This is a genomic window from Rhodococcus sp. M8 (assembly GCF_015654185.1).
GTDB classification, from domain to species: domain Bacteria; phylum Actinomycetota; class Actinomycetes; order Mycobacteriales; family Mycobacteriaceae; genus Rhodococcus; species Rhodococcus aetherivorans.
Genome location: NZ_CP064065.1, coordinates 2,180,893 through 2,205,800 on the forward strand (window position 1 = coordinate 2,180,893; position 24,908 = coordinate 2,205,800).

At 71.6% G+C, this 24,908-nt stretch carries 27 protein-coding genes and 1 riboswitch; of the genes, 13 read left to right on the forward strand and 14 right to left on the reverse strand.

Annotated elements, in window-relative coordinates:
• Positions 1 to 121 precede the first annotated feature (121 nt).
• Genes ISO16_RS09745 through mnhG form a run of 6 tightly spaced genes read left to right on the forward strand, consistent with a single transcriptional unit; the run spans position 122 to position 6,281 of the window.
• Positions 122 to 2,959, forward strand: coding sequence for a Na+/H+ antiporter subunit A (locus ISO16_RS09745; protein ID WP_072635841.1), 2,838 nt, complete (start codon positions 122 to 124; stop codon positions 2,957 to 2,959).
• The gene (locus tag ISO16_RS09750; protein WP_006932433.1) at positions 2,956 to 3,564 is read left to right on the forward strand and encodes a Na(+)/H(+) antiporter subunit C; all 609 of its coding nucleotides are present in this window, start codon (positions 2,956 to 2,958) and stop codon (positions 3,562 to 3,564) included. The genes ISO16_RS09745 and ISO16_RS09750 overlap by 4 nt, the downstream gene beginning before the upstream one ends.
• Positions 3,561 to 5,147, forward strand: coding sequence for a Na+/H+ antiporter subunit D (locus tag ISO16_RS09755; protein WP_006932434.1), 1,587 nt, complete (start codon positions 3,561 to 3,563; stop codon positions 5,145 to 5,147). The genes ISO16_RS09750 and ISO16_RS09755 overlap by 4 nt, the downstream gene beginning before the upstream one ends.
• A 41-nt stretch (positions 5,148 to 5,188) precedes the next feature.
• The gene (locus ISO16_RS09760; protein WP_044475672.1) at positions 5,189 to 5,689 is read left to right on the forward strand and encodes a Na+/H+ antiporter subunit E; all 501 of its coding nucleotides are present in this window, start codon (positions 5,189 to 5,191) and stop codon (positions 5,687 to 5,689) included.
• On the forward strand, positions 5,689 to 5,949 hold the full coding sequence (locus ISO16_RS09765) for a monovalent cation/H+ antiporter complex subunit F (protein ID WP_006932436.1): 261 nt from the start codon (positions 5,689 to 5,691) through the stop codon (positions 5,947 to 5,949). Before ISO16_RS09760 ends, ISO16_RS09765 begins: the two co-directional genes overlap by 1 nt.
• The gene (gene mnhG / locus ISO16_RS09770; protein ID WP_006932437.1) at positions 5,946 to 6,281 is read left to right on the forward strand and encodes a monovalent cation/H(+) antiporter subunit G; all 336 of its coding nucleotides are present in this window, start codon (positions 5,946 to 5,948) and stop codon (positions 6,279 to 6,281) included. Before ISO16_RS09765 ends, mnhG begins: the two co-directional genes overlap by 4 nt.
• On the opposite strand, the gene ISO16_RS09775 is transcribed toward mnhG, so the two are convergent.
• The 5 genes from ISO16_RS09775 to ISO16_RS09795 form a co-directional block, all read right to left on the reverse strand.
• A complete protein-coding gene (locus tag ISO16_RS09775; protein WP_072635842.1) occupies positions 6,247 to 7,563 on the reverse strand; it encodes a phosphatase PAP2 family protein in 1,317 nt (438 codons plus the stop codon). The genes mnhG and ISO16_RS09775 overlap by 35 nt on opposite strands.
• A gap of 64 nt (positions 7,564 to 7,627) precedes the next feature.
• A complete protein-coding gene (locus ISO16_RS09780; RefSeq protein ID WP_072635843.1) occupies positions 7,628 to 8,749 on the reverse strand; it encodes a glutamate--cysteine ligase in 1,122 nt (373 codons plus the stop codon).
• Positions 8,750 to 8,827: 78 nt separating this feature from the next.
• Positions 8,828 to 9,475, reverse strand: a complete 648-nt coding sequence (locus ISO16_RS09785) for a superoxide dismutase family protein (RefSeq protein WP_029545328.1) — start codon at positions 9,473 to 9,475, stop codon at positions 8,828 to 8,830.
• Positions 9,476 to 9,534: 59 nt separating this feature from the next.
• Positions 9,535 to 10,083: a LytR C-terminal domain-containing protein gene (locus tag ISO16_RS09790; protein ID WP_072635844.1), complete on the reverse strand. Its 549-nt coding sequence runs from the start codon at positions 10,081 to 10,083 to the stop codon at positions 9,535 to 9,537.
• Positions 10,084 to 10,131: 48 nt separating this feature from the next.
• The gene (locus ISO16_RS09795; RefSeq protein WP_072635845.1) at positions 10,132 to 10,512 is read right to left on the reverse strand and encodes a DUF3263 domain-containing protein; all 381 of its coding nucleotides are present in this window, start codon (positions 10,510 to 10,512) and stop codon (positions 10,132 to 10,134) included.
• A 134-nt stretch (positions 10,513 to 10,646) separates the two neighbouring features.
• On the opposite strand from ISO16_RS09795, the gene ISO16_RS09800 reads away from it, so the two are divergent.
• The 3 genes from ISO16_RS09800 to ISO16_RS09810 are packed head-to-tail and all read left to right on the forward strand — an operon-like array spanning position 10,647 to position 13,032.
• Complete coding sequence (locus ISO16_RS09800) at positions 10,647 to 11,243, forward strand: peptide deformylase (protein WP_050035669.1); 597 nt, start codon at positions 10,647 to 10,649, stop codon at positions 11,241 to 11,243.
• Positions 11,244 to 11,250: 7 nt separating this feature from the next.
• Entirely contained in the window at positions 11,251 to 12,219 is a 969-nt protein-coding gene (locus tag ISO16_RS09805) for an N-acetylglutamate synthase, CG3035 family (protein WP_072635846.1), read from the forward strand.
• A gap of 9 nt (positions 12,220 to 12,228) precedes the next feature.
• Complete coding sequence (locus ISO16_RS09810) at positions 12,229 to 13,032, forward strand: exodeoxyribonuclease III (RefSeq protein WP_072635847.1); 804 nt, start codon at positions 12,229 to 12,231, stop codon at positions 13,030 to 13,032.
• 34 nt (positions 13,033 to 13,066) lie between these two features.
• On the opposite strand, the gene ISO16_RS09815 is transcribed toward ISO16_RS09810, so the two are convergent.
• Positions 13,067 to 13,417, reverse strand: coding sequence for a GNAT family N-acetyltransferase (locus ISO16_RS09815; RefSeq protein WP_029545338.1), 351 nt, complete (start codon positions 13,415 to 13,417; stop codon positions 13,067 to 13,069).
• A gap of 282 nt (positions 13,418 to 13,699) precedes the next feature.
• On the opposite strand from ISO16_RS09815, the gene thiC reads away from it, so the two are divergent.
• Complete coding sequence (gene thiC, locus ISO16_RS09820; protein WP_006938227.1) at positions 13,700 to 15,316, forward strand: phosphomethylpyrimidine synthase ThiC; 1,617 nt, start codon at positions 13,700 to 13,702, stop codon at positions 15,314 to 15,316.
• A complete protein-coding gene (gene thiD, locus ISO16_RS09825) occupies positions 15,313 to 16,155 on the forward strand; it encodes a bifunctional hydroxymethylpyrimidine kinase/phosphomethylpyrimidine kinase (RefSeq protein ID WP_006938226.1) in 843 nt (280 codons plus the stop codon). Before thiC ends, thiD begins: the two co-directional genes overlap by 4 nt.
• Here the strand turns inward: thiD and ISO16_RS09830 are convergent.
• The 5 genes from ISO16_RS09830 to ISO16_RS09850 all read right to left on the reverse strand — a co-directional run bounded on the left by ISO16_RS09830 (position 16,127) and on the right by ISO16_RS09850 (position 20,767).
• Positions 16,127 to 16,957, reverse strand: coding sequence for an adenylate/guanylate cyclase domain-containing protein (locus tag ISO16_RS09830; protein WP_072635848.1), 831 nt, complete (start codon positions 16,955 to 16,957; stop codon positions 16,127 to 16,129). The two genes, thiD and ISO16_RS09830, sit on opposite strands and share 29 nt — an antisense overlap.
• Positions 16,950 to 18,410: a M28 family peptidase gene (locus ISO16_RS09835; RefSeq protein ID WP_195886198.1), complete on the reverse strand. Its 1,461-nt coding sequence runs from the start codon at positions 18,408 to 18,410 to the stop codon at positions 16,950 to 16,952. Before ISO16_RS09835 ends, ISO16_RS09830 begins: the two co-directional genes overlap by 8 nt.
• Positions 18,411 to 18,423: 13 nt before the next feature.
• Positions 18,424 to 19,233: an ABC transporter permease gene (locus ISO16_RS09840; RefSeq protein ID WP_050035671.1), complete on the reverse strand. Its 810-nt coding sequence runs from the start codon at positions 19,231 to 19,233 to the stop codon at positions 18,424 to 18,426.
• On the reverse strand, positions 19,230 to 20,174 hold the full coding sequence (locus tag ISO16_RS09845) for an ABC transporter ATP-binding protein (protein WP_006938220.1): 945 nt from the start codon (positions 20,172 to 20,174) through the stop codon (positions 19,230 to 19,232). Before ISO16_RS09845 ends, ISO16_RS09840 begins: the two co-directional genes overlap by 4 nt.
• A 71-nt stretch (positions 20,175 to 20,245) precedes the next feature.
• Positions 20,246 to 20,767, reverse strand: coding sequence for a helix-turn-helix domain-containing protein (locus tag ISO16_RS09850; RefSeq protein WP_050035672.1), 522 nt, complete (start codon positions 20,765 to 20,767; stop codon positions 20,246 to 20,248).
• Positions 20,768 to 20,915: 148 nt separating this feature from the next.
• Between ISO16_RS09850 and ISO16_RS09855 the strand changes: the two genes are divergently transcribed.
• Together ISO16_RS09855 and ISO16_RS09860 are read left to right on the forward strand one after the other, a co-directional pair.
• Positions 20,916 to 21,701, forward strand: coding sequence for an aldolase (locus ISO16_RS09855; RefSeq protein ID WP_006938218.1), 786 nt, complete (start codon positions 20,916 to 20,918; stop codon positions 21,699 to 21,701).
• A gap of 65 nt (positions 21,702 to 21,766) precedes the next feature.
• Complete coding sequence (locus ISO16_RS09860; protein WP_072635849.1) at positions 21,767 to 22,648, forward strand: dihydrodipicolinate synthase family protein; 882 nt, start codon at positions 21,767 to 21,769, stop codon at positions 22,646 to 22,648.
• Between the two features lie 79 nt (positions 22,649 to 22,727).
• Here the strand turns inward: ISO16_RS09860 and ISO16_RS09865 are convergent, their stop codons facing one another.
• The 3 genes from ISO16_RS09865 to thiO all read right to left on the reverse strand — a co-directional run bounded on the left by ISO16_RS09865 (position 22,728) and on the right by thiO (position 24,791).
• Positions 22,728 to 23,522: a thiazole synthase gene (locus tag ISO16_RS09865; protein ID WP_072635850.1), complete on the reverse strand. Its 795-nt coding sequence runs from the start codon at positions 23,520 to 23,522 to the stop codon at positions 22,728 to 22,730.
• Complete coding sequence (gene thiS / locus ISO16_RS09870; RefSeq protein WP_029545344.1) at positions 23,515 to 23,730, reverse strand: sulfur carrier protein ThiS; 216 nt, start codon at positions 23,728 to 23,730, stop codon at positions 23,515 to 23,517. The genes ISO16_RS09865 and thiS overlap by 8 nt, the downstream gene beginning before the upstream one ends.
• Positions 23,727 to 24,791, reverse strand: coding sequence for a glycine oxidase ThiO (gene thiO / locus ISO16_RS09875; RefSeq protein ID WP_006938214.1), 1,065 nt, complete (start codon positions 24,789 to 24,791; stop codon positions 23,727 to 23,729). The genes thiS and thiO overlap by 4 nt, the downstream gene beginning before the upstream one ends.
• Positions 24,791 to 24,903: riboswitch (TPP riboswitch) on the reverse strand. (Overlaps the previous gene by 1 nt.)
• Positions 24,904 to 24,908 lie beyond the last annotated feature (5 nt).

The following is a 24,908-nucleotide window of genomic DNA, read 5'->3' on the forward strand; positions in this document are numbered from 1 at the left end:
GCAGCACGTGCATCGGGATTTCCCGGGTCCGCGCGGCTCGGGCATCGCCCCCTGTGGGTGCTGCACAACACTTGCAAGCCTGTTACACCCCGCCGCCAGGCCCGACCCCGACGGAGTGCCTTTGCTCGCCATACTCATCGCCCACGCGGTCGCCGCTCTCGTTGCGCCGCCTCTGGTCAGAGTCATGGGGAGAAATGCGTTCCTACCGCTGGCGCTGGTGCCACTGGCGAGCCTCGGCTGGGTGATCGGCAACTGGGGCACGGAACGCACGCTGCACATCGCGTGGGCGCCGGGCCTGTCGATGAACATCGACATGCGCTTCGACTCCCTCGCGGCGATCATGTCGGCGCTGGTGCTGGGCATCGGCGCGCTCATCCTGCTCTACTGCGCCCGGTACTTCACCGACGACGAGCCCCGCCTGGGGATCTTCGCCGCTGAGATGGTCGCCTTCGCCGGCGCCATGTTCGGCCTGGTGACCAGCGACAACATGCTGGTCCTCTACACGTTCTGGGAACTGACCACCGTGCTGTCGTTCCTGCTGGTCGGCCACTACGCGGAGCGGGCGTCGAGCCGCCGCGCCGCCACCCAGGCCCTGCTCGTCACCACCGCCGGTGGTCTCGCGATGCTCGTCGGCATCATCGTGCTCGGTCAGCTGGCGGGCAGCTACAACCTCTCCGACGTGATCGCGGCCGCCCCGAGCGGCTGGCTGGCCGGGGTGGGCGTCGCCCTGGTGCTGGTCGGCGCCCTGTCGAAGTCCGCGGTGGTGCCGCTGCACTTCTGGCTGCCCGGCGCGATGGCAGCCCCGACCCCCGTCTCCGCGTACCTGCACGCCGCCGCGATGGTGAAGGCGGGCATCTATCTGGTGGCGCGACTGGCTCCGGCGTTCGCCGATGCGACGCCGTGGCGGCCCATCGTCGTCACCCTCGGCCTGGCGTCGATGCTGCTCGCCGGCTGGCGCGCGTTCCGGGCCTTCGACCTGAAGCTGATCCTGGCGTTCGGCACCGTCAGCCAGCTCGGTTTCCTCATCGCCCTGGTGGGGATCGGCAGCCGGGAGGCGGCGCTGGCCGGCATGGCCATGGTCGTGGCCCATGCGATGTTCAAGGCCTGCCTGTTCATGGTGGTCGGCATCGTCGACCACGGCGCCGGCACCCGCGACATCCGCAAGCTCGCGCACCTCGGGAAGCGGGCGCCGTTCCTCGCGGCCGTCGCGGCCGTCGCCGCGATGAGCATGGGCGGCCTGCCCGTGTTCATCGGGTTCGTCGGCAAGGAGGCCGCCCTTGAGGCCGTGCAGGTGACGACCCTGCTGAGCCCGTGGGCCCGGATCGCGGTACTCACCGCGATCGTCGCCGGGTCGATCCTCACCCTGGCGTACAGCATCCGGTTCGTGTGGGGCGCCTTCGGACGCAAGCAGCTCAAGCGCCCGAGTCCGGCCGTGCAGAACTTCCACGCCGCCGGCCCGCTGCTGCTGTTCTCCCCGACCGTCCTGGCCTTCGGCGGGTTGGCCGCCGGACTCGCGGCGCCGTGGCTCGACACGCTGCTGTCCCCCTACGCGGACACGCTGCCCAGCACCCTGGACAAGCCCTACCACCTCGCGCTGTGGCACGGCGTCGGCCTCCCCCTCGTGCTGACCGCCGTCGTCGTGGCCGGTGGCACCGCGCTGTACTTCGCCCACCGCGCGATCTCCCGCGTGAAGTTCGAGCGTCAGCTGTTCGGCAACGCCGACCGCATGTACGACGCGACGCTGCGCTTCATGGACACCGTGTCGATACGGCTGACCGGTTCCACCCAGCGGGGCTCGCTGCCGCTGACCCAGGGCATCATCCTGGTCACCCTGGTGGTGCTGCCCACCACGCTGCTGCTGGTGTTCGGCCCCGAGCGGGACATGGCGGTGCGGTGGTGGGACTCGTCCGTCCAGTTCGCGGCGGCGGCCATCATCATGTGCGGCGCCCTGGCCGCGACGGTGATGCGCAACCGCCTCGCCGGCGTGCTGCTCGTGGGCCTGACCGGCTACGGGTGCGGATTCCTGTTCGCCCTGCAGGGCGCCCCGGACCTCGCGCTCACGCAGTTCCTCGTCGAAACGCTGACCCTCGTCATCTTCGTGCTGGTGCTGCGCAAGCTCCCCGCCGAGTCCCGTCCCGAACACGTGGTGGGCCGGAAGCTGCCGCGTGCCCTGCTCGGCATCGCCGTCGGCGTCGCGGTCACGACGATCGGGGTGTTCGCCACGAACGCCCGCACCGCCGACCCGATCGCGCTGCTGCTGCCGGAGGCGGCCTACGAACTCGGCAACGGCAAGAACGTGGTCAACGTGCTGCTCGTCGACATCCGGGCATGGGACACCCTCGGGGAGATCTCCGTGCTGCTCGTCGCGGCGACGGGCGTGGCGAGCCTGGTGTTCCGCACCCGCCGCTTCGGTTCGGCGCCGCGCGTCTCGGACGCCCCCGCGGCGCAGCTCGACGCGATGTCGTCGAGCACCGAGACGACGTGGCTGCGCGGCGGGGACCTCATCGACCCGCGGCACCGCTCGCTGGTCCTCGAGGTCACGACCCGCCTGGTGTTCCCGACGATGATGGTGCTGTCGGTCTACTTCTTCTTCGCCGGGCACAACGCGCCCGGCGGCGGCTTCGCCGGCGGCCTGATCGCGGGACTTGCGCTGGTGCTGCGGTATCTGGCCGGGGGCCGTTACGAGCTCGGCGAGGCGGTGCCCATCGACGCGGGCAAGATCCTCGGCCTGGGTCTGACGTTCTCGGCGGGCACCGCCCTGGTCTCCCTGTTCCTCGGTGCGCCGCCGCTGTCGTCGGCGACCGTCGAGATGACTCTGCCGCTGCTCGGCGACATCAAGCTCGTCACCGCACTGTTCTTCGACCTGGGGGTGTATCTGATCGTCGTCGGCCTGGTACTCGACGTGCTCCGCAGTCTCGGCGCGCGTCTCGATGCGGAGATCGTGGGTGAGAAGCGATGAGCGCGAATCTGACCATGCTCGCTCTGGTCGGGGTGCTGGTCGCCTCCGGGGTGTACCTGCTGCTCGAGCGCAGCATCATCAAGATGCTGCTGGGGTTGCTGCTGATCGGCAACGGCATCAACCTGCTGATCCTCACCCTCGCCGGGCCGGCCGGCGGCCCGCCCGTGGTCGGTGCCCGCAACGACCTGCACGAGAACATGGCCGACCCGCTGGCACAGGCGATGATCCTCACGGCGATCGTCATCACCATGGGCGTGGCCGGCTTCGTGCTGGCGCTCACGTACCGGTCGTTCACGCTCAGTGCCCGCGACGAGGTCGAGAACGACCCCGAGGACACCAAGGTGTCGCAGCGGCGCTCGCCCGCCGAGGCCCCCGACCGCGACCGTTCGGACGATCCGCTCACCGGCCTGCCGAGCCGCAGCGGCGACGCGTTCGACGCGGCCGGCAACCCGATCCCCCTGGAGGAACTCGTCAACCTGGAGGACCTCGAATCCTACGAGGACCTGCACGACGGCGACTTCGACGACGAGACGGATTCGGCCTACAGCGACGGTGAGACGGCCCGCGGGGACGACGCACCGTCCCGGGGAGGAAGGACCCGATGATCCTGTCCGCGACGGCGCTGACCCCGCTGCCCGTCCTCATCCCGATGCTGGCGGCGGCCGCGACGCTGATCCTCGGGCGCCGGCCCCGCGCTCAGCGGGCCGTGACCCTCGTTGCGCTCGTCGCCGTGCTGGTGGTGTCGGGCCTGCTTCTGTACCTCGCCGACCGGGACGGCATCGCGGTCGTGCAGGTCGGCGGATGGGACTCCCCCATCGGGATCTCCCTGGTGGTCGACCGGCTCGCGGCGCTGATGCTGGTGGTGTCGGCGATCGTGCTGCTCGCCGTCATGCTGTACGCGGTCGGACAGGGCATCCACGACGGCAACGACCAGCAGCCCGTGTCGATCTTCCTGCCGACGTACCTGGCACTGACCGCGGGCGTGTGCAACGCATTCCTCGCCGGCGACCTGTTCAACCTCTTCGTCGGGTTCGAGGTGCTGCTCGCGGCGTCGTTCGTGCTGCTCACCCTGGGGGCGAGCGCGGACCGGGTCCGCGCCGGCGTCTCCTACGTGATGGTCTCGATGGTCTCGTCGCTGATCTTCCTGGCCGGCATGGGGTTCGCGTACGCCGCCACCGGCACCCTGAACCTGGCGCAGATGGCGGTGCGGATGGACGACGTGCCGGAGGGCACCCGCGCCGCGATCTTCGGCGTGCTCCTCGTCGCGTTCGGCATCAAGGCGGCGGTGTTCCCGCTGTCGACGTGGCTGCCGGACTCGTACCCCACCGCCCCGGCGCCGGTCACCGCCGTGTTCGCCGGCCTGCTCACGAAGGTCGGCGTCTATGCCATCATCCGGGCGCACACGCTGCTGTTCCCGGGCGGCGAGCTCGACAACGTGCTCCTGGTGGCCGGCCTGCTGACGATGGTGATCGGCATCCTCGGCGCCATCGCCCAGAACGACATCAAGCGCCTGCTGTCGTTCACCCTCGTCAGCCACATCGGCTACATGGTGTTCGGGATCGCCCTCTCGACGCAGGCGGGGTTGTCCGGCGCCGTGTACTACGTCGCCCATCACATCCTGGTCCAGACGACGCTGTTCCTCGTGGTCGGCCTGATCGAGCGGCAGGCCGGCTCGGCGTCGCTGCGGCGGCTCGGCGGACTCGCCCTCGCCAGCCCGGTCCTCGCGATCGCGTTCCTCGTCCCGGCGCTGAACCTCGGGGGCATCCCCCCGTTCTCCGGGTTCATCGGGAAGGTGGCCCTGCTGCAGGCCGGCGCCGCCGACGGATCCGTCCTGGCGTGGGTGCTGGTTGCGGGCGGCACCGTCACGAGCCTCCTCACCCTGTACGTCGTCGCCCGGGTGTGGACCAAGGCCTTCTGGCGGGCCCGCGCCGACGCCCCCGAGGGCGGCCTCGCCGACGCCGCCCCGTCCGCGCTGATCGACGAATCCGGGATGGAGGTCGCCTTCTCGGACCGGGCCGACGTCGGGCGCATGCCCCCGGCAATGCTGGTTCCGACGATCGGTCTCGTCGTCGTCGGCCTGGCCCTGACCGTGTTCGCCGGCCCGCTCGTCGACATCAGCGACCGTGCCGCCGAGAACCTGCGGGATCGGTCCGTCTACATCGAAGCCGTGCTGGGAGGTCAGCCGTGACGAGCCGGTCGAATCTGCTCCGCCTGTTCGTCCTGGGCTGGATGACGCTGGTGTGGGTGCTGTTGTGGGGCACCTTCAGCGCCGCGAACCTGCTCGGCGGGATCGCCGTCGCGGTGATCGTCACAGTGATGCTGCCGCTGCCGCGGGTGCCCGTCGAGGGCCGCCTGCACGTGCTGTCCGCCGTGCGCCTGGCCGCCGTGATCTTCGTGGATACGATGAAGTCCACGGTCTCGGTCGGGTGGCTCGCGATCCGGCCGGCGCCGCCGCCGGTGACCGGTGTGCTGCGGTGCCGGCTCACCATCAAGTCCGACCTGGTGCTCACCCTGTGGGCGGACATCATGAACAACATCCCCGGCACGATGGTCCTCGAGATCGACCAGGCCCGCCGGATCGTCCACGTCCACGTCCTGGACGTGGGCACCGACCGGAAGGTCGCGGACTTCTACCGCTCCGCGCGGCGCATCGAACGCCTGCTGATCTCGACGTTCGAACGCAACAACGAATGGCAGCCCAGCCCCTGGGTCGTCCGGGAGGAGGCGTGATGACGGTGATACTGGCGCTCTCGGGCGCTCTGCTGGTGGTCGCGGCCGCGCTCATCACCTACCGGGTGCTGGCCGGCCCCACCTCGCTGGACCGGCTGATCGCCCTCGACGCACTGCTGGCCATCGCGATGTGCGGGCTCGCCGCGTGGGCGGTGCACAGCCGGGATACGACGATCGTGCCGGCCGTCGTCGCTCTGGCCCTCGTCGGATTCATCGGCTCGGTGTCGGTGGCACGATTCCGGGTGCGTGACGACCAGTGACCACCGTGCTGGAACTCGTCGGCCACGTCCTCATCCTGATCGGCTCGGTCATCTCCCTCACCGCAGCGGTCGGCATCGTGCGCTTCCGCGACACCCTCTCGCGCATGCATCCGGCAACGAAACCGCAGGTGGTCGGCCTGCTGTTCGTGCTCGGCGGCGCGATGCTCATCCTGCGGGGCAACGTCGACATCTGGATGCTGGCGCTGGCGGGCATGTTCATGGTGCTGACCGCTCCCGTCATCGCCCACCGGGTGGGCCGGCTCGCCTACCGGGAGCAGCTCGGCCGCGACGGTCTGCTCAGCGGCGACGAGCAGTCGCCGGACGGGAGCTGACCGCATCCGGCCGGCGATCGCCGTCGGCCGCATGGAACGTGACGTGGAAGGCCACCGCCACCACCACCAGCGAACCGAGCAGGAGGGGCCCGGCGAGCGGGGCGTGCTCCGCCATGAGACCCGGCACGTACCGGTAGGCCGCCAGCTGCGCCGCCAGCACCGCCGTGCCGCCCGCGACGAGGCGGACGCGGAACCAGCCCCAGCCGCGGTCCGGGTCGCGCAGCGCGGCCTCGAGCGTCAGGCACAGCACCGCGCCGGAGACGAGGTCCACGCCGTAGTGGTAGCCGAAGCCCAGCGTGGCGGCGAGGGTGCAGCCGAGCCACCCGGTGCCGAGCAGCCGCAGCCAACCGGGGCCGCCGCGGGTGTGCAGGAACAGCGCCAGCGCCCACGCGGTGTGCAGGCTCGGCATGCAGTTGCGCGGGGTGACCGCGTCGAACGGGATCGGCTGCGGGTCGGGATTCCACGGCACCGCAGCCGGCCAGAAGGTCCCCACCTGCCAGCCCGCGCCGTGGTCGCCGAAGGCGAAGATCGGGCCCACCACCGGGAACAGCATGTAGACCAGCGGCCCCACCAGGCCGATGAGCAGGAAGGTGCGCACCAGGTGGTGTGCGGGCCAGGGGCGGCCGCCGCTGACGTTGCGGAGCTGGTACACGGCGACGACGATCGCCGCGACGGGCAGCTCGATGTACACCCAGTGCAGCACCGCGTACACGCCGGGCCCGAGCCATTCGAGAGCCCGGCCCGCCAGCCACGACGGATTGCCCAGGGCGTGGTCGGCGAGCTGGACGTACTCGTCGAGCACGTCCGGCCGGGTCCGTGCGGTCAGTTCGAGCCACGTGTCGCCGATCTTGACCGAGAGCACCAGCAGCACCCCGAGCGCGATGCCGCGCAGCGCACCGCGGCGCGGGCCGCCCTGCAACGCGACCGCGGCGTATCCGGCCAGCAGCACGAGCACGATCGTCGGCCCGTTCCCCACTGTCAGGGGCCCGCCGGTGAGGTACCGCTCGGCCGCGAACGCCCCGTCGAGCAGCACCGCGGCACCGACGGCTACGTACCGCAGGCGCGCGGTCAGGCCCACCATCGCCAGCGCGAGACCGGCCCACGGCACGGACGCCGACTTCGGGATCGCGACGACGTCGCCGACGAGTCCGGGGAGCGGCCCGGGGAACCCGCTGTACCGCGCGACCGCCTCGGCCACGAGGACACCGAGGATCGCGCCGGTCAGAGCGAGGGGAACGAACAGTTGCGGCACATGCGCCGGCTGCGCCTTCGGGCGCTCCACCCCTCGGATCGACACCGGTACATGGTAAACAGCGTGTGAACTGTGCGGGAACGCGGCCGATCGTTCAGGCGCGCAGTTCCTCCACCAGCGAGTCCACCACCGCGACGAGGTCGCCGCCGGTCTGCTCCGCGATCCGGCGCTGCCGCTGGTAGGAGGCTCCCCGCACGGGGATCTGCGCCACCTGGGCGAGTTCGTCCGCACAGCCGAGTCGCGCCGCCGTGGGAGTGAGCTGCTCGAGCAGGTCGTTCAGGTCGTCGGTGACGAGGCGCTCGTGGCACACCGGGTCGAGGATCACCTCGGCCTCGAGGCCGTAGCGGGCGGCGCGCCACTTGTTCTCCTTGACGTGCCACGGCTGCAGGGTGGGCAGCCGCTCGCCCCGCTCGAGCCGCTCGTCGTAGTACACGACGAGCGAGTGCACGAGGGCGACGAGGGCGGCCAGCTCGGCCTTGTTGGTGATGCCGTCGAAGACCCGGACCTCGATGGTGCCCCACCGCGGCGACGGGCGGATGTCCCAGTGCATGCCGCCCGGCTTCGTGATGACCCCGGACTTGAGCTGGTCCTCGATGAAGCTCTCGTACTGGGCCCAGCTCTCGAAGTGGTACGGCAGTCCGGCCGTCGGCAGCTGCTGGAACATCAGGGCACGGTTGCTCGCGTAGCCGGTGTCCACGCCCGCCCAGATCGGTGAGGAGGCCGACAGCGCCAGCATGTGCGGGTACTTCACCAGCAACGCGTTGAGGATCGGGATGACCTTCTCCGCGGACGAGACACCGACGTGGACGTGCACGCCCCAGATGAGCATCTGCCGGCCCCACCAGCGGGTGCGCTCGATCATCTCGTCGTAGTCCGGGGACCGGGTGACGACCTGGTCGGTCCATTGCCCGAACGGATGTGTGCCGGCGCAGATCAGATCCACCCCCGCGGGATCGGCGGCGGTGCGCAGCAGGTCGAGGGATTCGGCCAGGTCGTCGACGGCCTCGGCGACGGTGTCGTGCACGTCGGTGACGAGTTCGACGGTGTTGCGGAGGAACTCCTTGGTGAGCCGCGGGGTCTGCCCGGCGCGCTGCTCGACCGCGTCGAAGACGACTGCGGCGGTGTTCGACAGGTCACGCGTCTTCTTGTCCACCAGCGCGATCTCCCACTCGACGCCGAGAGTCGGGCGGGGTGAACCGGGAAACGGTACAGGCACGAATCGATCCAACCACAGGGCCCCGGCGACCGTCGCCGGTCGCCGGGGCCCTGCAAGTAGAGTTTCGGGAGGTGGCCGTCAGGAGACGACGCCGCAGGCGAGACGCTCGCCGCCGGCGGTTTCCTGGTGGACGACGACGGACGTGCCGTCCCCGCCCTGCAGGTCGTCGAGGGTGAACGCCTCGGTGGTGACGGTCAGCGATCCGGAGCCGCCCTCGCGCACCACGACCGCACCGAGGTCACCGCTCTCGGGGATACTGGTGTTGCCGCCGGCCTGCAGGTGCCCGCCCGCGGACAGGAAGTTGCCGGGCTCGCCGCCGGTCGGGGCGGTGGAGTTGGTCTCGCACTTGCCGACCTCGTGGACGTGGACGCCGCGGTAGCCGACCGGCATGCCCTCGAGCTCGACGGTCGCCTCGACGCCTCCGTCGACCTCGGTGAAGGTGACCGTGCCGGCGGCCGCACCGGCCGGGGTCCGCAGCTCGGCGGAGTGCTCCGCGCCGCCGGTGCCGCCCGCCGCGCCCGTCGTGGCCTCCCCCGGGACAGCGCTGCCGCCGTGGGCCTCGTCGGCGCCCTCCGGCGCCGCGGAACCCGTCCACACCGGCGGGGTGGTGCCGGGGGTGTCGCTCGGCTCCTCGCTGTTCGAGCACGCGCTCAGGCCCACCGCAGCGATCGCGACGATCGGGGCCAGGGCACGCCAGGACATGCGACGGGTGGAACTCGAGGCCATCAAACCGCTCCTTCGAAGTGGCGAAAAGTCACCTGATCATAGCCGGGGGGCGGAAGCCCTCACGGCGAGGTGACGATGACGATGACGCCCGGCGACGAGTCCCGGATCCCGGCGAAGCGCGGCTGGGCCGTCACCCCCAGCGCCTCGGCCACCGCCTCCGCGGTCTGCCGCTCCCCCGGGCCCGTGCCGTAGTACACGGACGTGGTTTCGATCACGCCGTCGCTGTAGTTGCCCGTCTCCGCAACGGTGAATCCCTCGTCCTCGAGCAGGCCGGCCGTCTGGGCGGCCAGGCCCGAGACGTTGCTGTTGTTGAGCACCCGCACGGGGGCGGCGGCCCCCGCCGACGTGGTGGCGGAGACCGTCGTCGTGGCCGACGGAGCCGCACCGGGGGCGGTCGTCCTCGCCGACGTCGCGGCGAGCGGCGCCGACGTCGCGGACGTGGTCGCCGGCGCGGCCGCGGGCTCGGTCGTCGGCTCGGGAGCCGGGCTCTCGGAATCGGAGCTTCCGAGCGAGGCGAGACCGAGGCCGGCGAACAGGATGGCGAGAGAGATCAGCACCATCGCGAGCGCTCGCAGCGGCGGACCCGACGATTCCGAGGTTGTGCTCACGCTCTCGACCTTAGTTGCCGCGCCCGCCGGATCACCGTCGTACTCGTACTACTTGGTGATCTCGAAGCCGAGCCGGCGCGCGGCGCGGGCCTTCTGCCGGCTGGCCCGCAGCCGGCGCAACCGCTTGACGAGCATGGGGTCGGCCGCCAGCGCCTCCGGCCGGTCCACCAGCGCGTTGAGGACCTGGTAGTAGCGGGTCGCGGACAGACCGAAGAGTTCCTTGATCGCCTCTTCCTTGGCACCGGCGTACTTCCACCACTGCCGCTCGAAGGCGAGGATGTCGCGCTCCCGGCGAGAGAGACCGTCCGTGCCGGCCTCGTCCGGGCCGGCCGCGGGGTGGTTGTTCTCGGGGTGGTTGTTCTCGGCGTGGTTGCTCCGGTCGGAAACCTGCTCGGATTCGTTACCGATTTGCGCTGCTGCGCCGTCCATCTCACTCCTCGACTGCCTCGAATCACGCCGAGGTCCGATCGGACCCGGGTGTTTCCGAGGGCAATTCAACCACGGTGGTACGACAGGTACCGGCTCAACGGACAGGCGAGTCCTGCCCACTATCCTCTTGCACCATGGCAATACTTCCGATCCGGATCGTCGGTGACCCCGTCCTGCATCACCCGACGAAACCGGTCACCCAGTCGCCGGCCGAACTGGCCCAGCTGATCGCCGACATGTACGAGACGATGGATGCGGCGAACGGCGTCGGTCTCGCCGCCAACCAGGTCGGTGTCGACCTGCGGCTGTTCGTCTACGACTGCCCCGACCTGGACGAGGCCGGCAACGTGGTCCGCCGCCGCGGCGAGGTGATCAACCCGGTGCTCGAGACGTCGGAGATCCCGGAGACGATGCCCGACCCCGACGACGACGTCGAGGGGTGCCTGTCGGTCCCCGGCGAGCAGTTCCCCACCGGGCGCGCCGAGTGGGCGAAGGTCACCGGCACCGACGCCGAGGGCAACCCGATCGAGATCGAGGGCCACGGCTTCTTCGCCCGGATGCTGCAGCACGAGGTCGGCCACCTCGACGGCTACCTGTACGTCGACAAGCTCATCGGACGCAACGCCCGCGCCGCCAAGAAGACGATCAAGCGGGCGGGGTGGGGCGTGCCCGGCCTCAGCTGGGTGCCCGGGACGGTCGAGGACCCGTTCGGCCACGACGACGAGGACTGACGCGCCGGTGACGACCGAGCAGCCCGTACCCGTCGGCACCCGGGTGGTGCTGCGCTACCGGCTGCCCGCCGGCTACAGCCACCCGATGACCGACGTGATCGGCGAGCTGGTCTCCCTCGAACCGGCCGTGGTGGTCCGCACCGCCGGCGGCCGCCTCGTGCAGGTCGTGCCCGAGTCCGTGGTCGCGCTCAAGGCCCTCGGTGCCCGGCCGATCCGCACCGGGGAGATCCGGGCCCTCGAGAACGCCGCGGCCGCCGCCTGGCCCGGGCTGGAACAGGGCTGGATCGACGGCTGGCTCCTGCGGGCCGGCGCCGGCTTCACCGGCCGCGCGAATTCCGCCACCCCGCTCGGCGACCCGGGCACGGTCGCCGACCCCCTCGATCCGGACGTGCACGCCCGGATGCGCGAGTGGTTCGCGGTCCGCGGCCTGCCGCTGCGGCTCCTGCTGCCGGACCGGCTCGCCCGGCTCCCGCACGGGTGGGCACCGAGCGACGAGGTGCAGGTGCTGGCCGCCGACCTCGACAACGTGCCGCTGCCCGGCGTCGCCACCCCCGTGACCGTGAGCGCCGGCCCGGACCCCGGGTGGCTGTCGCTGTACCGCTACCGCGGCGCGCCGATGCCTGCCGATGGCCGGGCGGTCGTCGAGTCCGTCCTGGGCGGCGTCCTGGGCTTCGGCCGCATCGGCGGCGACACGGAGACCCTGGCGATCGCCCGGGCCGCGGTCACCGACGCCCCCGACGGCCGCCGCTGGGTGGGCCTGACCGCGGTCGAGGTGGCCGCCGCGCACCGCCGGAACGGCCTCGGCACGCTCGTGTGCGGGGCCCTGCTGCAGTGGGGTCGCGACCACGGCGCCACCCACGCATACCTGCAGGTCGCGGCGGGGAACACCGCCGCCCGGGGCCTGTACCGGGCGCTCGGATTCGTCGAGCATCACCGCTACCGGTACGCCACGGAACCTGTCGGTCCGCTCGCCTAGAGTGGGGACGTGCGTCTTGCTACCTGGAACGTGAACTCCGTCCGTGCCCGTACCGACCGGATCCTCGACTGGCTGCAGCGGACGGGCACCGATGTGCTCGCCATGCAGGAGACCAAGTGCAAGGACGAGCAGTTCCCGTACGAGCGGTTCGAAGAACTCGGCTACCGGGTGGCGCACATGGGGCTCTCCCAGTGGAACGGCGTCGCCATCGCCTCCCGCATCGGTCTCGACGACGTGCAGGTCGGGTTCGAGGACCAGCCCGGGTTCACCAAGGACCCGGACGCCGACCCGGCTCAGGAGGCCCGGGCGATCGGCGCGACGTGCGGCGGCGTGCGGGTGTGGAGCCTGTACGTGCCCAACGGCCGCGAGCTGGCCGATCCCCACTACGTCTACAAGCTCGAGTGGCTGGCGAAGCTGCGGGCCGACGCACAGGCCTGGCTCGCCGCCGACCCGCAGAAGCAGATCGCGCTCGTCGGTGACTGGAACATCGCTCCCACCGACGAGGACGTGTGGGATCCGGCGTTCTTCGAGGGCCGGACGCACACGTCGGAGCCGGAGCGGGAGGCGTTCCGCGCCTTCCTCGACGGCGGCTTCACCGACGTGGTGCGCCCGCACGCCCCGGGCCCGGGTGTGTACACCTACTGGGACTACACCCAGCTGCGCTTCCCGAAGCGCCAGGGCATGCGCATCGACTTCGTCCTCGGCTCCCCCGCGCTCGCGGCGCGGGTCTCCGGCGCGGAGATCGACCGCAACGAGCGCAAGGGCAAGGGCGCGAGCGACCACGCGCCCGTCGTCGTCGACCTCGCCGACTGAGGCGACCCGGCCGCGGCGGGGCGGAATCCGCGCGTCAGCGACGGCCGGCGGTCGGCTCGAGCGGCAGGACGACGTCCCGGTACTCGGGGTGGGCGGTGAGGAACCGTTGCACGTAGGTGCACACGGGCCGGACCCGCCAGCCACGCTGACGCGCGAGATCCAGGGAGTGGCCCACGAGCACCCCCGCGAGCCCACGGTGCCCGAAGTCCTCGACGATGACGGTGTGCAGGAAATCGACGACGGGATGGTTGCGCCCGGGCACGCCCGAGGGACGATCCGTGTCGAAATACCCGAGGATCCCGACAAGATCCCCGTTGAGGCGTAGCTCGAAGCGGTTCTGATCCTTGTTGTCGGTCACCTCGGTACGCGGCGAGTTGACGAGCATGATCCCCTCCGTGGTGCCGTAACCGAACTGTGACCTACGCCACTATAGAGCATGCAGGGTGTATCCGCCGAGACGTAGGCGGCAAATATCTGGCCTGCCCCCGGCACGGTGCTGCCCTGCCACCCCCCGCGCGGTGCCGTCCTGCCCCCGGCACGGTGCTGCGCTATGGTGGCACCGCACATCGCAACCACACGGGAGCTCGCACCAGCGGGCTGAGAGGACGGCTCGGGGCCGTCGACCGTAGAACCTGACCGGGTAATTCCGGCGTAGGGAGATCATCTCGTGAGCACAGCTGTATCCGGCTCGTCCGCGTCCGGCGCGGGCGCCGTCACCACCGGCCCCATCGAGGGCAGCACCAAGCACTACGTCGCCGTGCCCGGGGAACCGGGGATGTCGGTCCCGGTCCGCCGGGTCCACCTGACCACCGGCGAGCACCACGACCTGTACGACACGTCCGGGCCGTACACCGAGTCCGACGTCGTGGTCGACCTGGCCGCGGGCCTGCCGGCACTGCGGGCCGGGTGGCCGCGGCACCCGGGCACGCAGCTCGCCGCCGCCCGCGCGGGCGTCGTCACCCCGGAGATGCGCTATTGCGCCGCCCGCGAGGGCGTACCCGCCGAGACGGTCCGCGCCGAGGTCGCCGCCGGCCGGGCCGTGATCCCGGCGAACCACCGCCACCCCGAGCTCGAGCCGATGGTCATCGGCAAGGCGTTCGGGGTGAAGGTCAACGCGAACATCGGCAACAGCGCGGTGACCTCCTCGATCGCCGAGGAGGTCGACAAGATGGTGTGGGCGACCCGGTGGGGGGCCGACACCGTCATGGACCTGTCCACCGGCCCGCGCATCCACGAGACCCGCGAGTGGATCCTGCGCAACTCGCCGGTGCCCGTCGGCACGGTGCCGATCTACCAGGCCGTCGAGCAGGCCGGTGGGGATCCGGCTGCGCTGACCTGGGAGATGTACCGCGACACCGTGATCGAACAGTGCGAGCAGGGCGTCGACTACATGACCGTCCACGCCGGGGTGCTGCTGCGGCACATCCCGCTCACCGCGCACCGGGTGACCGGCATCGTCTCGCGCGGCGGCGCCATCATGGCCGCATGGTGCCTGGCGCACCATCGGGAGTCGTTCCTGTACACACACTTCGCCGAGCTGTGCGAGATCCTGCAGCGCTACGACGTGACGATCTCCCTCGGCGACGGCCTGCGTCCCGGCTCCGTCGCCGACGCCAACGACGCCGCCCAGTTCGCCGAGCTGCGCACGCTCGGGGAACTCACCCGCGTCGCGAAGTCGCACGGCGTCCAGGTGCTGATCGAGGGTCCCGGACACGTGCCGATGCACCTGATCGAGGAGAACGTGCGGCTCGAGGAGGAGCTGTGCGAGGAGGCCCCCTTCTACACCCTCGGGCCGCTCACCACCGACATCGCTCCCGCCTACGACCACATCACCTCGGCGATCGGCGCCGCGATGATCGCCCGGGCCGGCACCGCGATGCTCTGCTACGTCACGCCGAAGGAGCACCTGGGCCTGCCCGATCGGGACGACGTCAAGACCGGGGTGATCGCGTACAGGATCGCCGCCCACGCGGCGGACCTCGCCAAGGGCCACCCGCGCGCCCGGGAACGCGACGACGCGCTCTCCCGCGCCCGGTTCGAGTTCCGGTGGCACGACCAGTTCGCGTTGTCCCTCGACCCGGACACCGCCCGCGCGTTCCACGACGAGACGCTGCCGGCGGAGCCGGCCAAGAAGGCCCACTTCTGCTCGATGTGCGGCCCGAAGTTCTGCTCGATGCGGATCTCCGCGGACGTGCGGGCCGGGCTGGCCGGCAAGGCCGCCGAATTCGCCGGCGCGGGTGGCCAGGTCTACGTCCCGATCGAATCGGTAGGGTCGCAGCCGTGAAGCTGCTGCCCCTGGCCCCGAAGGGCCGAACCCCGGTCCGTGCCCTCACCATCGCCGGAACCGACTCGGGTGGCGGGGCCGGCATCCAGGCCGACTCGCGCACCATGGCGATGTGCGGCGTGCACGCCTGCGTCGCCGTCGCGGCCGTGACCGTGCAGAACTCCGTGGGCGTCAGCGGCTTTCACGAGATCCCGCCCGAGACGGTGGCCGCGCAGGTGCGGTGCGTGGTGGAGGACATCGGGGTCTCGGGCGCCAAGACCGGCATGCTCGCCTCCACCGGGATCATCGAGGCGGTCGCCGCGGTGTGCGCGGAGGTCGGCATCGGCCGCGATCGGCCGGTGCCGCTCGTGGTCGACCCGGTGTGCGCGTCGATGCACGGCGATCCCCTGCTGCACGCGGAGGCTCTCGACGCGGTGCGGCACACCCTGATACCGCAGGCCACGGTGGTCACGCCGAACCTCGACGAGGTGCGGCTGATCACCGGCATCGAGGTGGTCGACGACGCCTCCGCGCGACGCGCCGCCGAGGCGCTGCACGGCCTCGGCGCGCAGTGGGCGATCGTCAAGGGCGGGCACCTGCGCACCTCCGACGTCAGCACCGACCTGCTGTTCGACGGGGACCGGTTCCTCGAGTTCACCAGCCCCCGCATCGACACCGGCAACGATCACGGCGGCGGCGACACGCTCGCCGCGGCGATCGCGTCGGCCCTCGCCCACGGGTGGTCGGTGCCCGAGGCCGTGGAGTTCGGCAAGGAGTGGGTCACCCGGTGCCTGGAGTGGTCGTACGACCTCGGCGCCGGGCACGGCCCGGTCAACCCCCTGTGGCGACTGCAGTCCTGATCCGCCAGATCCCGAGTTCGGGCGGTACACCCTTGGGGGCCGACGCGAACAGCCCGCGCCGGTGCGGGCGCACCTCGAGGCCGAGCGTGTCGACGGCACCGGCCGGCAGTGCGTCGAGCGTCGCGGAGGACACCACCACGTGCCCGTTCCCGGCGAGCTCCATCATGCGGGCCGCGACGGTGACGTCGACGCCCAGCCAGTCGCTGCCGATCCGCCGGGGACGACCGGTGTGCGCGCCGACCCGGATCCGCGGCCGGTAGCCGTCCGCGGTCACCGCCGTCAGGGCGGCACGGGCCGCGAAGATCGCGTCCAGCGCCCGTTCCGGCCGGTCGAACACCACCATCAGACCGTCGCCGAGCCGCTTGACGACGGTGCCGCCGCGGTCCGTGAACGCCGGCTCCAGCGCCCGGGCGACGCGCCGCAGCAGGTCGAGGGTGGCGACGTCGCCCGCGGCGAGGGACCACGTCGAGAACCCCACGAGGTCGGTGAAGACCACGGTGACCTCCCGGTCGCCGCGGCCGGCGCCGGCGCGTTCGAGCAGCGCCTGCCAGGCCTGCAGCACGCCGAATCCGAGTTCGTGCACCGCGCTCGGTTCGTCGACGTCGCGCCACCGTCCGGCCAGCCGGGCGACGGCCTGCGGCCCGCTGGTCCCGGCGGTGGACAGCGGATCGCCGAACCCGGGATCGCCGGGGAGCGCGCGCCGCAGCCGCCGGGCCAGCCGGACCAGCTCGGGTCGCCGGTCCACGGCCGAGAACCGGTCCGCGAGGCGACGACCGAAGCCCGGGGCCGGCGTCTCATCCATCGGAGCGGACCTCGGCGCGCTGCGGCCCGACGGGAACCCCGTCCGGTCCCGTGACGGTCCGCGCATACGTGCCCACCCCGTACCCGACGGCCGAGGCGGCGACGGCGAGCGCGGCCCGGTCGATGTTGGCGAGCGTGTCCTGCGGGCTGTGGTAGTTCGGGTCGAACGGCGCGTTGCCGGTGCCGCCCCACTTGCCCGTCTGCTCCGGTGTCTTGCGGTCGTCGGCACCGGAGAACACGCCCCCGGAGGGGATGCCCGCGTCGACGAACGGCCCGTAGTCGGAGCGTCCGTCGAAGTCGGTGCCGTCCGCGGCGACGCCCCGCGACGTCAGGTAGCCCAGGAAGGTGCGCTCGATGCCGGCCGAGCCTTCCGGTCCCGGTCCGGCGCCCACCGCGTCGGAGTCGTCACCGTCGTAGACGAGGTAGCCCGGATTCGGCGACCCGAGCATGTCGAAGTTCAGGTACAGGGCGATGTCCTCGCGGGCGGCGTCGTCCAGGGAGGCCACATAGTCGGTGGAGCCGACCAGCCCGACCTCCTCGGCGCCCCAGAACGCGAACCGCACCGCGTTGGTGACACCCGGGTCGCTGCCGAGCTGCAGGGCCGTCTCGAGCACCGCGGCGACGCCGGTGCCGTTGTCGTTGATGCCCGGTCCCTCCGGGACGCTGTCGAGGTGGGCGCCGACGACGACCACGTCGTCGGTCGAGCCCGTGGCGGTCTGCGCGAGCACGTTGCGCGAGCGCACGCTGTCCACGCGGGTGTCGAGGACGAGGGTCACCGTGGTGGGTGCGGCGGCGAGCGCGCGGCCGTCGGCGCCGCTGATCCCCGCGGCGGGCACGAGGTCGTTGCCCTCCTCGCCGAGGGTGGCGCCGGCGAGCGCACCGTCCTCGTTGTTGGCGACGAGGAGCGCCGCCGCACCGCGTTCGGCCGCGACCTGCTGCTTGACGAAGAACGGGCACACCCCGCGCGTGACGAGCACGACGGCGCCGGAGACGTCGAGCCCGTCGTAGTCGGAGGCCTCGCACCCGGGCGTGTCGTCGGCGGGCACCGGCACGAGCCGGGCGGTGAGTCCGTCCGGGCCGGTGGACGGCGAGAACTCGAGGGCCCGGACCGGCACCGGCGCGCCGGCGACGGTCAGGGTCTCGGTCTCGACGTCGAAACTGCGGACGTCGAACTCCGGGGTCTGCACGTCGAATCCCGCGTCGCGCAACCGGCCGGCGACGTAGTCGACGCTCGCGTCGTAGCCGGCGGTGCCCACGGCGCGGTTGCCGTCGTGCTCGGTGGCGATGCGTTCGAGTTCCGTGAGGTGGCCGACCACCGCGTCGATTCCCACGGCCCCCGCCAGCGCGGCCGGGTCCACCGGCGGCGGCGCCGGCGGCTCCTCCGAACATGCCGCCACCAGCAGCACGATCGCCGCGACGGCGCCCCCGGCCCGTACCCGCGCTCCCCGGTTCATCCGCCGAGAATACTCACGCGTCGCGCCGGTTCACCACGACCAGCGCGGCCGCGAACACCACGGCGACGAACACCGCGAAGTACACCAGCGACCCCCACGGCCCCCAATGGAAGTCGATGCCCTGCTCGCTGCCGAGGAAGTGGTTGGCATTGGCGAACGGCAGGAAGGGCTGCACCTGCCGGCCGAACGAACCGAACAGCGCGAACAGCGACTCGATCAGCAGCGGCCACAGCAGCAGCAGCGCGATGGTGCCGGCGGACTGGCGCAACAGCGCCCCCACCGCGACGGCGAGCACCGCGCACAGCAGCGCGTAGATCGCGACGCCGTAGATCGACCGCCACGCATCGTCGCCCTCGAGCACCAGGTCCCGCCCGGCCTCCGGGCCGGCGAGGGCCTTGGCGAGATAGAACGAGGCGAGGGCCAGCACGCCGGTCAGCACCGCGCCGAACACCCCGATCAGCAGCGCCTTGACGACGAGGACGGCGCTGCGGTTCGGCATGGCCTGGAACGTGGTACGGATGACCCCGAACCGGTACTCGCTGGTCACCGACAGCGCCGCGAGGATCATCAGCACGAGCACGCCGAAGCCGGCGACGCCGCTGACCGCGACGTCGACGGTCGGGTAGAACCGGCCGACCTCCTCGTCGACGGACATGCTCGCCTTGGACGCGGCGCCGAGGATCGCCGCGAGGCCGAGGCCCAGCGCGACGATCACGACGGTGCACCACCACGGCGACTGGGTGGAGGTCAGTTTGATCCGTTCCGCCTTGACGGTGTCCACGACCACGCTCGTCGTGCCGGCGTTGTCCACGGCCACGCTCATCGCAGCTCCCCCTTCATCGGCTGCACAGCCGGGCCCCCGGCCACGGCTCCCTGGTACTGCACGTCGTCTCCGGTCAGTTTCATGAACGCCTCCTCGAGCGACGCGTTCTGGCCCGCCAACTCGTGCAGCACCACCGAGTGCGCAGCTGCGACCTCACCCACCTGCGCGGTGGTGACGCCGCTGACGATCAGCGCGCCCTCGTCGTCCCGGACGGTGTGGCCCTGCCCGGTCAGTGCCGTCCGCAGCGTGTCGAGCTGTGGGCTGCGCACCCGCACCGTCGCCTCCGACGCCCGCTCGACGAACTCCGCGACGGACGTGTCCGCGATGAGCCGGCCCCGGCCGATCACCAGCAGGTGGTCGGCGGTCTGCGCCATCTCCGACAGCAGGTGGCTCGACACGAGGACGGTGCGGCCCTCCGTCGCGAGGGCCTGCATGAACCGCCGGATCCACACGATGCCCTCGGGGTCGAGGCCGTTGACGGGCTCGTCGAACAGCAGCACCTTCGGGTCGCCGAGCAGGGCACCGGCCAGTCCGAGCCGCTGCGACATGCCGAGCGAGAAACCGCCCGCGCGCTTGTCGGCCACCTCGGTCAGGCCGACGAGCGCGAGCACCTCCTCGACCCGCGAGTTCGGCAGGCCGTTGGACGCGGCGAGCCAGCGCAGGTGTGCCCGCGCCGACCGGTTCGGGTGTACCCAGCGCGCGTCGAGCAGCGCACCGACGGTCCGCAGCGGCCGCTTCAGCTGCCGGTAGGGGACACCGTCGATCAGCGCGGTCCCGGCGGTGGGCCGGTCGAGGCCGAGGATCATCCGCATCGTCGTGGATTTCCCGGCGCCGTTGGGGCCGAGGAATCCGGTGACGATCCCCGGCCGGACCGTGAACGTCACGTCGTCGACGGCGACGGTGGAACCGAAGGTCTTCGTCAGTCCGGTCACTTCGATCATGACCCACAGCCTGCCCGATTCGGGCGGATCGCGCCGCGCGGGGTCGCCCTACGGTCCTGCAGGCGTCTCGATCAGTGGCTGTCGTTGCATGCGACGACGAGGACCTCGGCGTCCACCGGGCCGGTGCTGCGGAGCCGATGATCGAGGGAGGCGTCGAAATAGGCGCAGTCGCCGGAGTCCAGGGTGACGATCGTCCCCCCGTGGTCGAGTTCGATCGATCCGGAGACGACGAACACGAACTCCTGGCCGCTGTGCTCGGGGTGCGGGTCGTCGGCGAAGTCGCGTCCGGGCCGGACGACGAACGGGGACATCGCTTTCCCCAGCATTCCCGCGGCGACGGGGTGGTAGCGGTCCGCCCCGGCCCGGGCGGGGGCGCGCTCGATCGTCATCCGCGAACGCGACGCGTCGTCCGCGAACAGCTGCCCGACGTCGACGTCGAGGGCGCGGGCGATCCTCATCGCCACCGCGATCGACGGTGTGCTGCGCTCGCGCTCGATCTTGGACAGGTAGCTCTTGGTCAACCCGGTCTGCGCCGCGAGGGCCTCGAGCGTGAGCCCCCGCTCCTTGCGTAGCGCTCGCACCAGCGCGGTCACGGCCCCGTCCTTCCATCGTCACCCCTCACACGGCGAGTCTACAAAGTGTCCTGTCGAGGCCTCTACCGACGAAAGTTGCTGTACATGACACAAGGTGTCCTATAGTCTGCCTCGTGTCCACCACAGTCGAGATCGAGGAGGCCGATCGATGTCCGGGACGTTCACCGCTACGAAAGCGGAGTTGATGCACCAGGCCCAGGCCCGCATGCGGACCCACCTTGCGGAGTCCGGCTGGACGACGCGCCAGAAGCTCGCCCTGACCTGCCGAATCCTGTTCGACGCCGGGCACGACTCCGGCCTGGCGGGCCAGATCACCGCCCGCGCCGAAGAACCGGGGACCTACTACACCCAGCAGCTGGGCCTCGGGTTCGACGAGATCACCGAGGACAACCTGCTGTTGGTCGACGAGGATCTCCAGGTTCTCGACGGCTCCGGGATGGCCAATCCCGCCAACCGGTTCCACAGCTGGATCTACCGCGCGCGCCCCGACGTGCAGTGCATCGTCCACACCCATCCGTTCCATGTCGCCGCACTGTCCATGCTCGAAGTCCCGCTCGTGGTGTCCCAGATGGACATCGCGCCGCTCTACGACGACTGTGCCTTCCTCCCCGCCTGGCCCGGCGTGCCGGTCGGCAACGAGGAAGGCGAGATCATCACGGCCGCGCTCGGCTCGAAGAAGGCGATCCTCCTGGCCCACCACGGCCACGTCGTCGCCGGGGCCGGCATCGAGGAGGCGTGCTCGCTCGCCGTGCTGATCGAACGCGGCGCCGAGCTGCAACTCGCCGCCATGGCGGCCGGCACGATCGCCGAACTTCCGGACCGGCTCGCGCGGGAGGCGCACGACTGGACCCTCACCCCGAAACGCAGCCAGGCCAACTTCGCCTACTACGCGCGTCGCGCCCTGGCCCGGCACCCGGACGCGATCGCCGGCTGAGCGCCCACCGGCCCCCGGCGAGGTTGCTCGCCCCCGCTTTCACGAGACGAAAAGGATTCTCTGCCTTGACCACACTGGAAGGCATCATCGCCTACCCGATCACCCCGTTCACCTCCGGCGCCGATGCGACGGTCGACACCGGCGCGCTCACCTCGCTCGTCGACCGCCTCGTCGGGGACGGTGTGCACGCCGTCGCCCCACTCGGCAGTACCGGCGAGAGCGCCTATCTCACCGAGAAGGAGTTCGACACCGTTCTCGACACCACGATCGCCGCCGTCGCCGGCCGCGTCCCCGTCGTCGTCGGAGTGTCCGACCTGACGACGGCGAACACCGTCCGCCGGGCCCGTCGCGCGCAGACGGCGGGCGCCTCGGCCGTCATGGTGCTCCCCGTGTCGTACTGGAAGCTCACCGATCGCGAGATCGCCTGCCACTACGCCGCCGTCGGTGCCGCGATCGACCTTCCCGTCATGGCGTACAACAACCCCGCCACCAGCGGCATCGACATGAGCCCGGAACTGCTGGTGTCGATGTTCGACACCATCGACAACCTCACCATGGTCAAGGAGTCCACCGGCGATCTGTCCCGGATGCAGCGCATCGCCGAGCTCAGCGAGGGCCGCCTGCCGTTCTACAACGGCAGCAACCCGCTCGTGCTCGAGGCGCTGAGGGCCGGGGCGTCCGGCTGGTGCACCGCCGCGCCGTGCCTGCGGCCCGAGCCGTGTCTCGCGCTGTACACGGCCGTCGAGGACGGCGACCTCGCCCGCGCTCAGGCCCTGTACGCCGAACTGCGGCCCCTGCTCGAGTTCATCGTCGCCGGCGGCCTCCCCACCACGATCAAGGCGGGCCTCGGCATCCTCGGCTCGGACGTCGGGGATCCCCGAGCGCCGCTGCTGCCCCTCGAACCCGAGGGAAGGGCAACCCTCGCACGGCTGCTCTCCGCCGCCTGACGGCGCGTGTGGTGCCGTGGCCCGTGCGGCACCACACGCACGTCGAGCGACCACCCGGTCACCGTCCCCTCGGGTCGCCCTACGGGTCGAGCGGCGAGGAGGCCTGCGCCCAGAACCGCTTCGGGATGCGGCCCGCGTGCCGGGCCCGGAAGCCCGCCTCGACGGCGTGCCGCATCGCCGACGCCATGAGCGCCGGGTCCTTCGCCCGCGTCACCGCGGTCGCCAGCAGCACCGCGTCGCACCCGAGTTCCATCGCGAGCGCGGCGTCCGAGGCGGTGCCGATGCCGGCGTCGAGGATCACCGGCACCCCGGCGGCCTCGACGATCATCTCGATGTGGTGCGGGTTGGCGATGCCCAGTCCGGTCCCGATCGGCGAGCCGAGCGGCATCACGGCGGCGCAGCCGACGTCCTCGAGCCGTCGCGCCAGCACCGGATCGTCCGTGGTGTAGGGCAGCACGACGAACCCGTCGTCGACGAGCTGCTCGGCGGCGGAGACGAGTTCGATCGCGTCGGGCAGCAGAGTGCGTTCGTCGGCGATGACCTCGAGCTTGACCCAGTCCGTCCCGAGGGCCTCGCGCCCGAGTCGGGCGGTGAGCACCGCCTCGGCGGCGCCGCGGCAGCCGGCGGTGTTGGGCAGCGGCGCGATGCCGAGGCGGCGCAGCAGATCGAGCACGCCGGTCCCGGACGCCGCGTCCACGCGGCGCATCGCCACGGTGGTCAGCTCGGTGCCGGAGGCGACGAGCGCCTCCTCGAGCACCGCGAGGTTCGCGGCCCCACCGGTGCCGGTGATGAGCCGCGACGAGAAGGTCCGCCCGGCGATCGTCAGCGGCGGCAGGTCGTGGCCGGGGTCGCGGCCGGTGTTGTGCTCAGCCACCCTGCACCGCCGTGAGAACCTCGATCTGCCAGCCCTTTTCGACGCGTTCGGACCAGCGCCCCCGGGGGAACACGGCACCGTCCACGGCGACGGCGACGCCCTTGTCGGGCAGACCGAGTTCGCTGAGCAGTTCGGCCATCGTCGGCGCCTGCGCGAACCAGCGCTCCTCCCCGTTGACCGTGACACCCACCGTCGGCGCACCGTTCATGACCTTTTCCCCTTCGAGAATCGTTGTGGATCAGCATGTTTCGAGACAGCGAGGGGTTCGTCCGCGAGCTCCGCGACCACCGCGTCCGCGGTGACCGGGGTCAGCAGCACCCCGTTGCGGCCGTGCCCGGTCGCGGCGATCACCCGTTCGGACAGCCGGCCGATGAGCGGCAGATTGTCCGGGCTCATGGGCCGCAGCCCGGCGCTCGCCTCGTGCAGTTCGTACTCGCCGATCGCCGGGAACAGCGCCTCGGCGTCGGCGATCAGGTCCCGCACCCCCGCGACGGTGACCTGCGTGTCGTCGGCCTCGTACTGGGTCGCGCCCACGACGAGGCCGTCCGCGCGCGGCACCAGGTATGCCGGCCGGCCGTGCACACTGCCGCGGACCGTCCGGTGCGGGGCGGGCGCCGCACCCGGGCGGGTCCGCAACCGCAGGATCTCCCCCTTGACCGGCCGCACCGGCAAGCCCGGCCACAGGCGGGCCGACGCCGCGCCCGCCGCGAGCACCACCCGGTCGGCGTCCAGGTCCGCGACGTCGCGCACCGGCACATCGACGAAGGCCACACCGGCCTCGGCGACGGCCCGCCGCAGCGCATCGACGAGGATCCGGTTGTCCACGGCCAGCTCGTCCGGGGCCAGCAGGCCCAGGCGGATGCGCGGCCCCAGCGACGGCTCGAGCTCGCGCACCTCAGCGCGACCGAGCACGCGCATCTCGTGCCCCTGAGCCGAGACCCACTCGGCGATCGTGCGCAGATCGGCCGCGTCGGCCGCGTCCAGCGCGACGGTCAGCGACGCGTCGGCGGTGAACAGGTCCAGTCCGGTCTCCCGCAACAGCTCGGCGCCGAACTCCGGCCAGCGGGCCAGCGACGCCGCGCCCAGTTCGAGGACGTGTTCCTCCCCCGGCCAGCCCTCCGACAACGGTGCCAGCATCCCGCCGGCCACCCACGACGCCCCCGCCCCCGGGGACGGGTCGTGCACGGTCACGGTCCAGCCGGCACGGGCCGCGCGCCACGCGATCGACAGCCCGATCACGCCTCCGCCGACGACGGATACGGTTCCCACAGTTCGTCCACCTCACTCCCTGCGCCGGCATGATCCGGTTCAGGTGCTGACGGTCGGGGCCGGCAGGCCCCCTCTCAGCCCCGCGATCCCCGGGACTCCCGTGTCGATTCGTTCAGT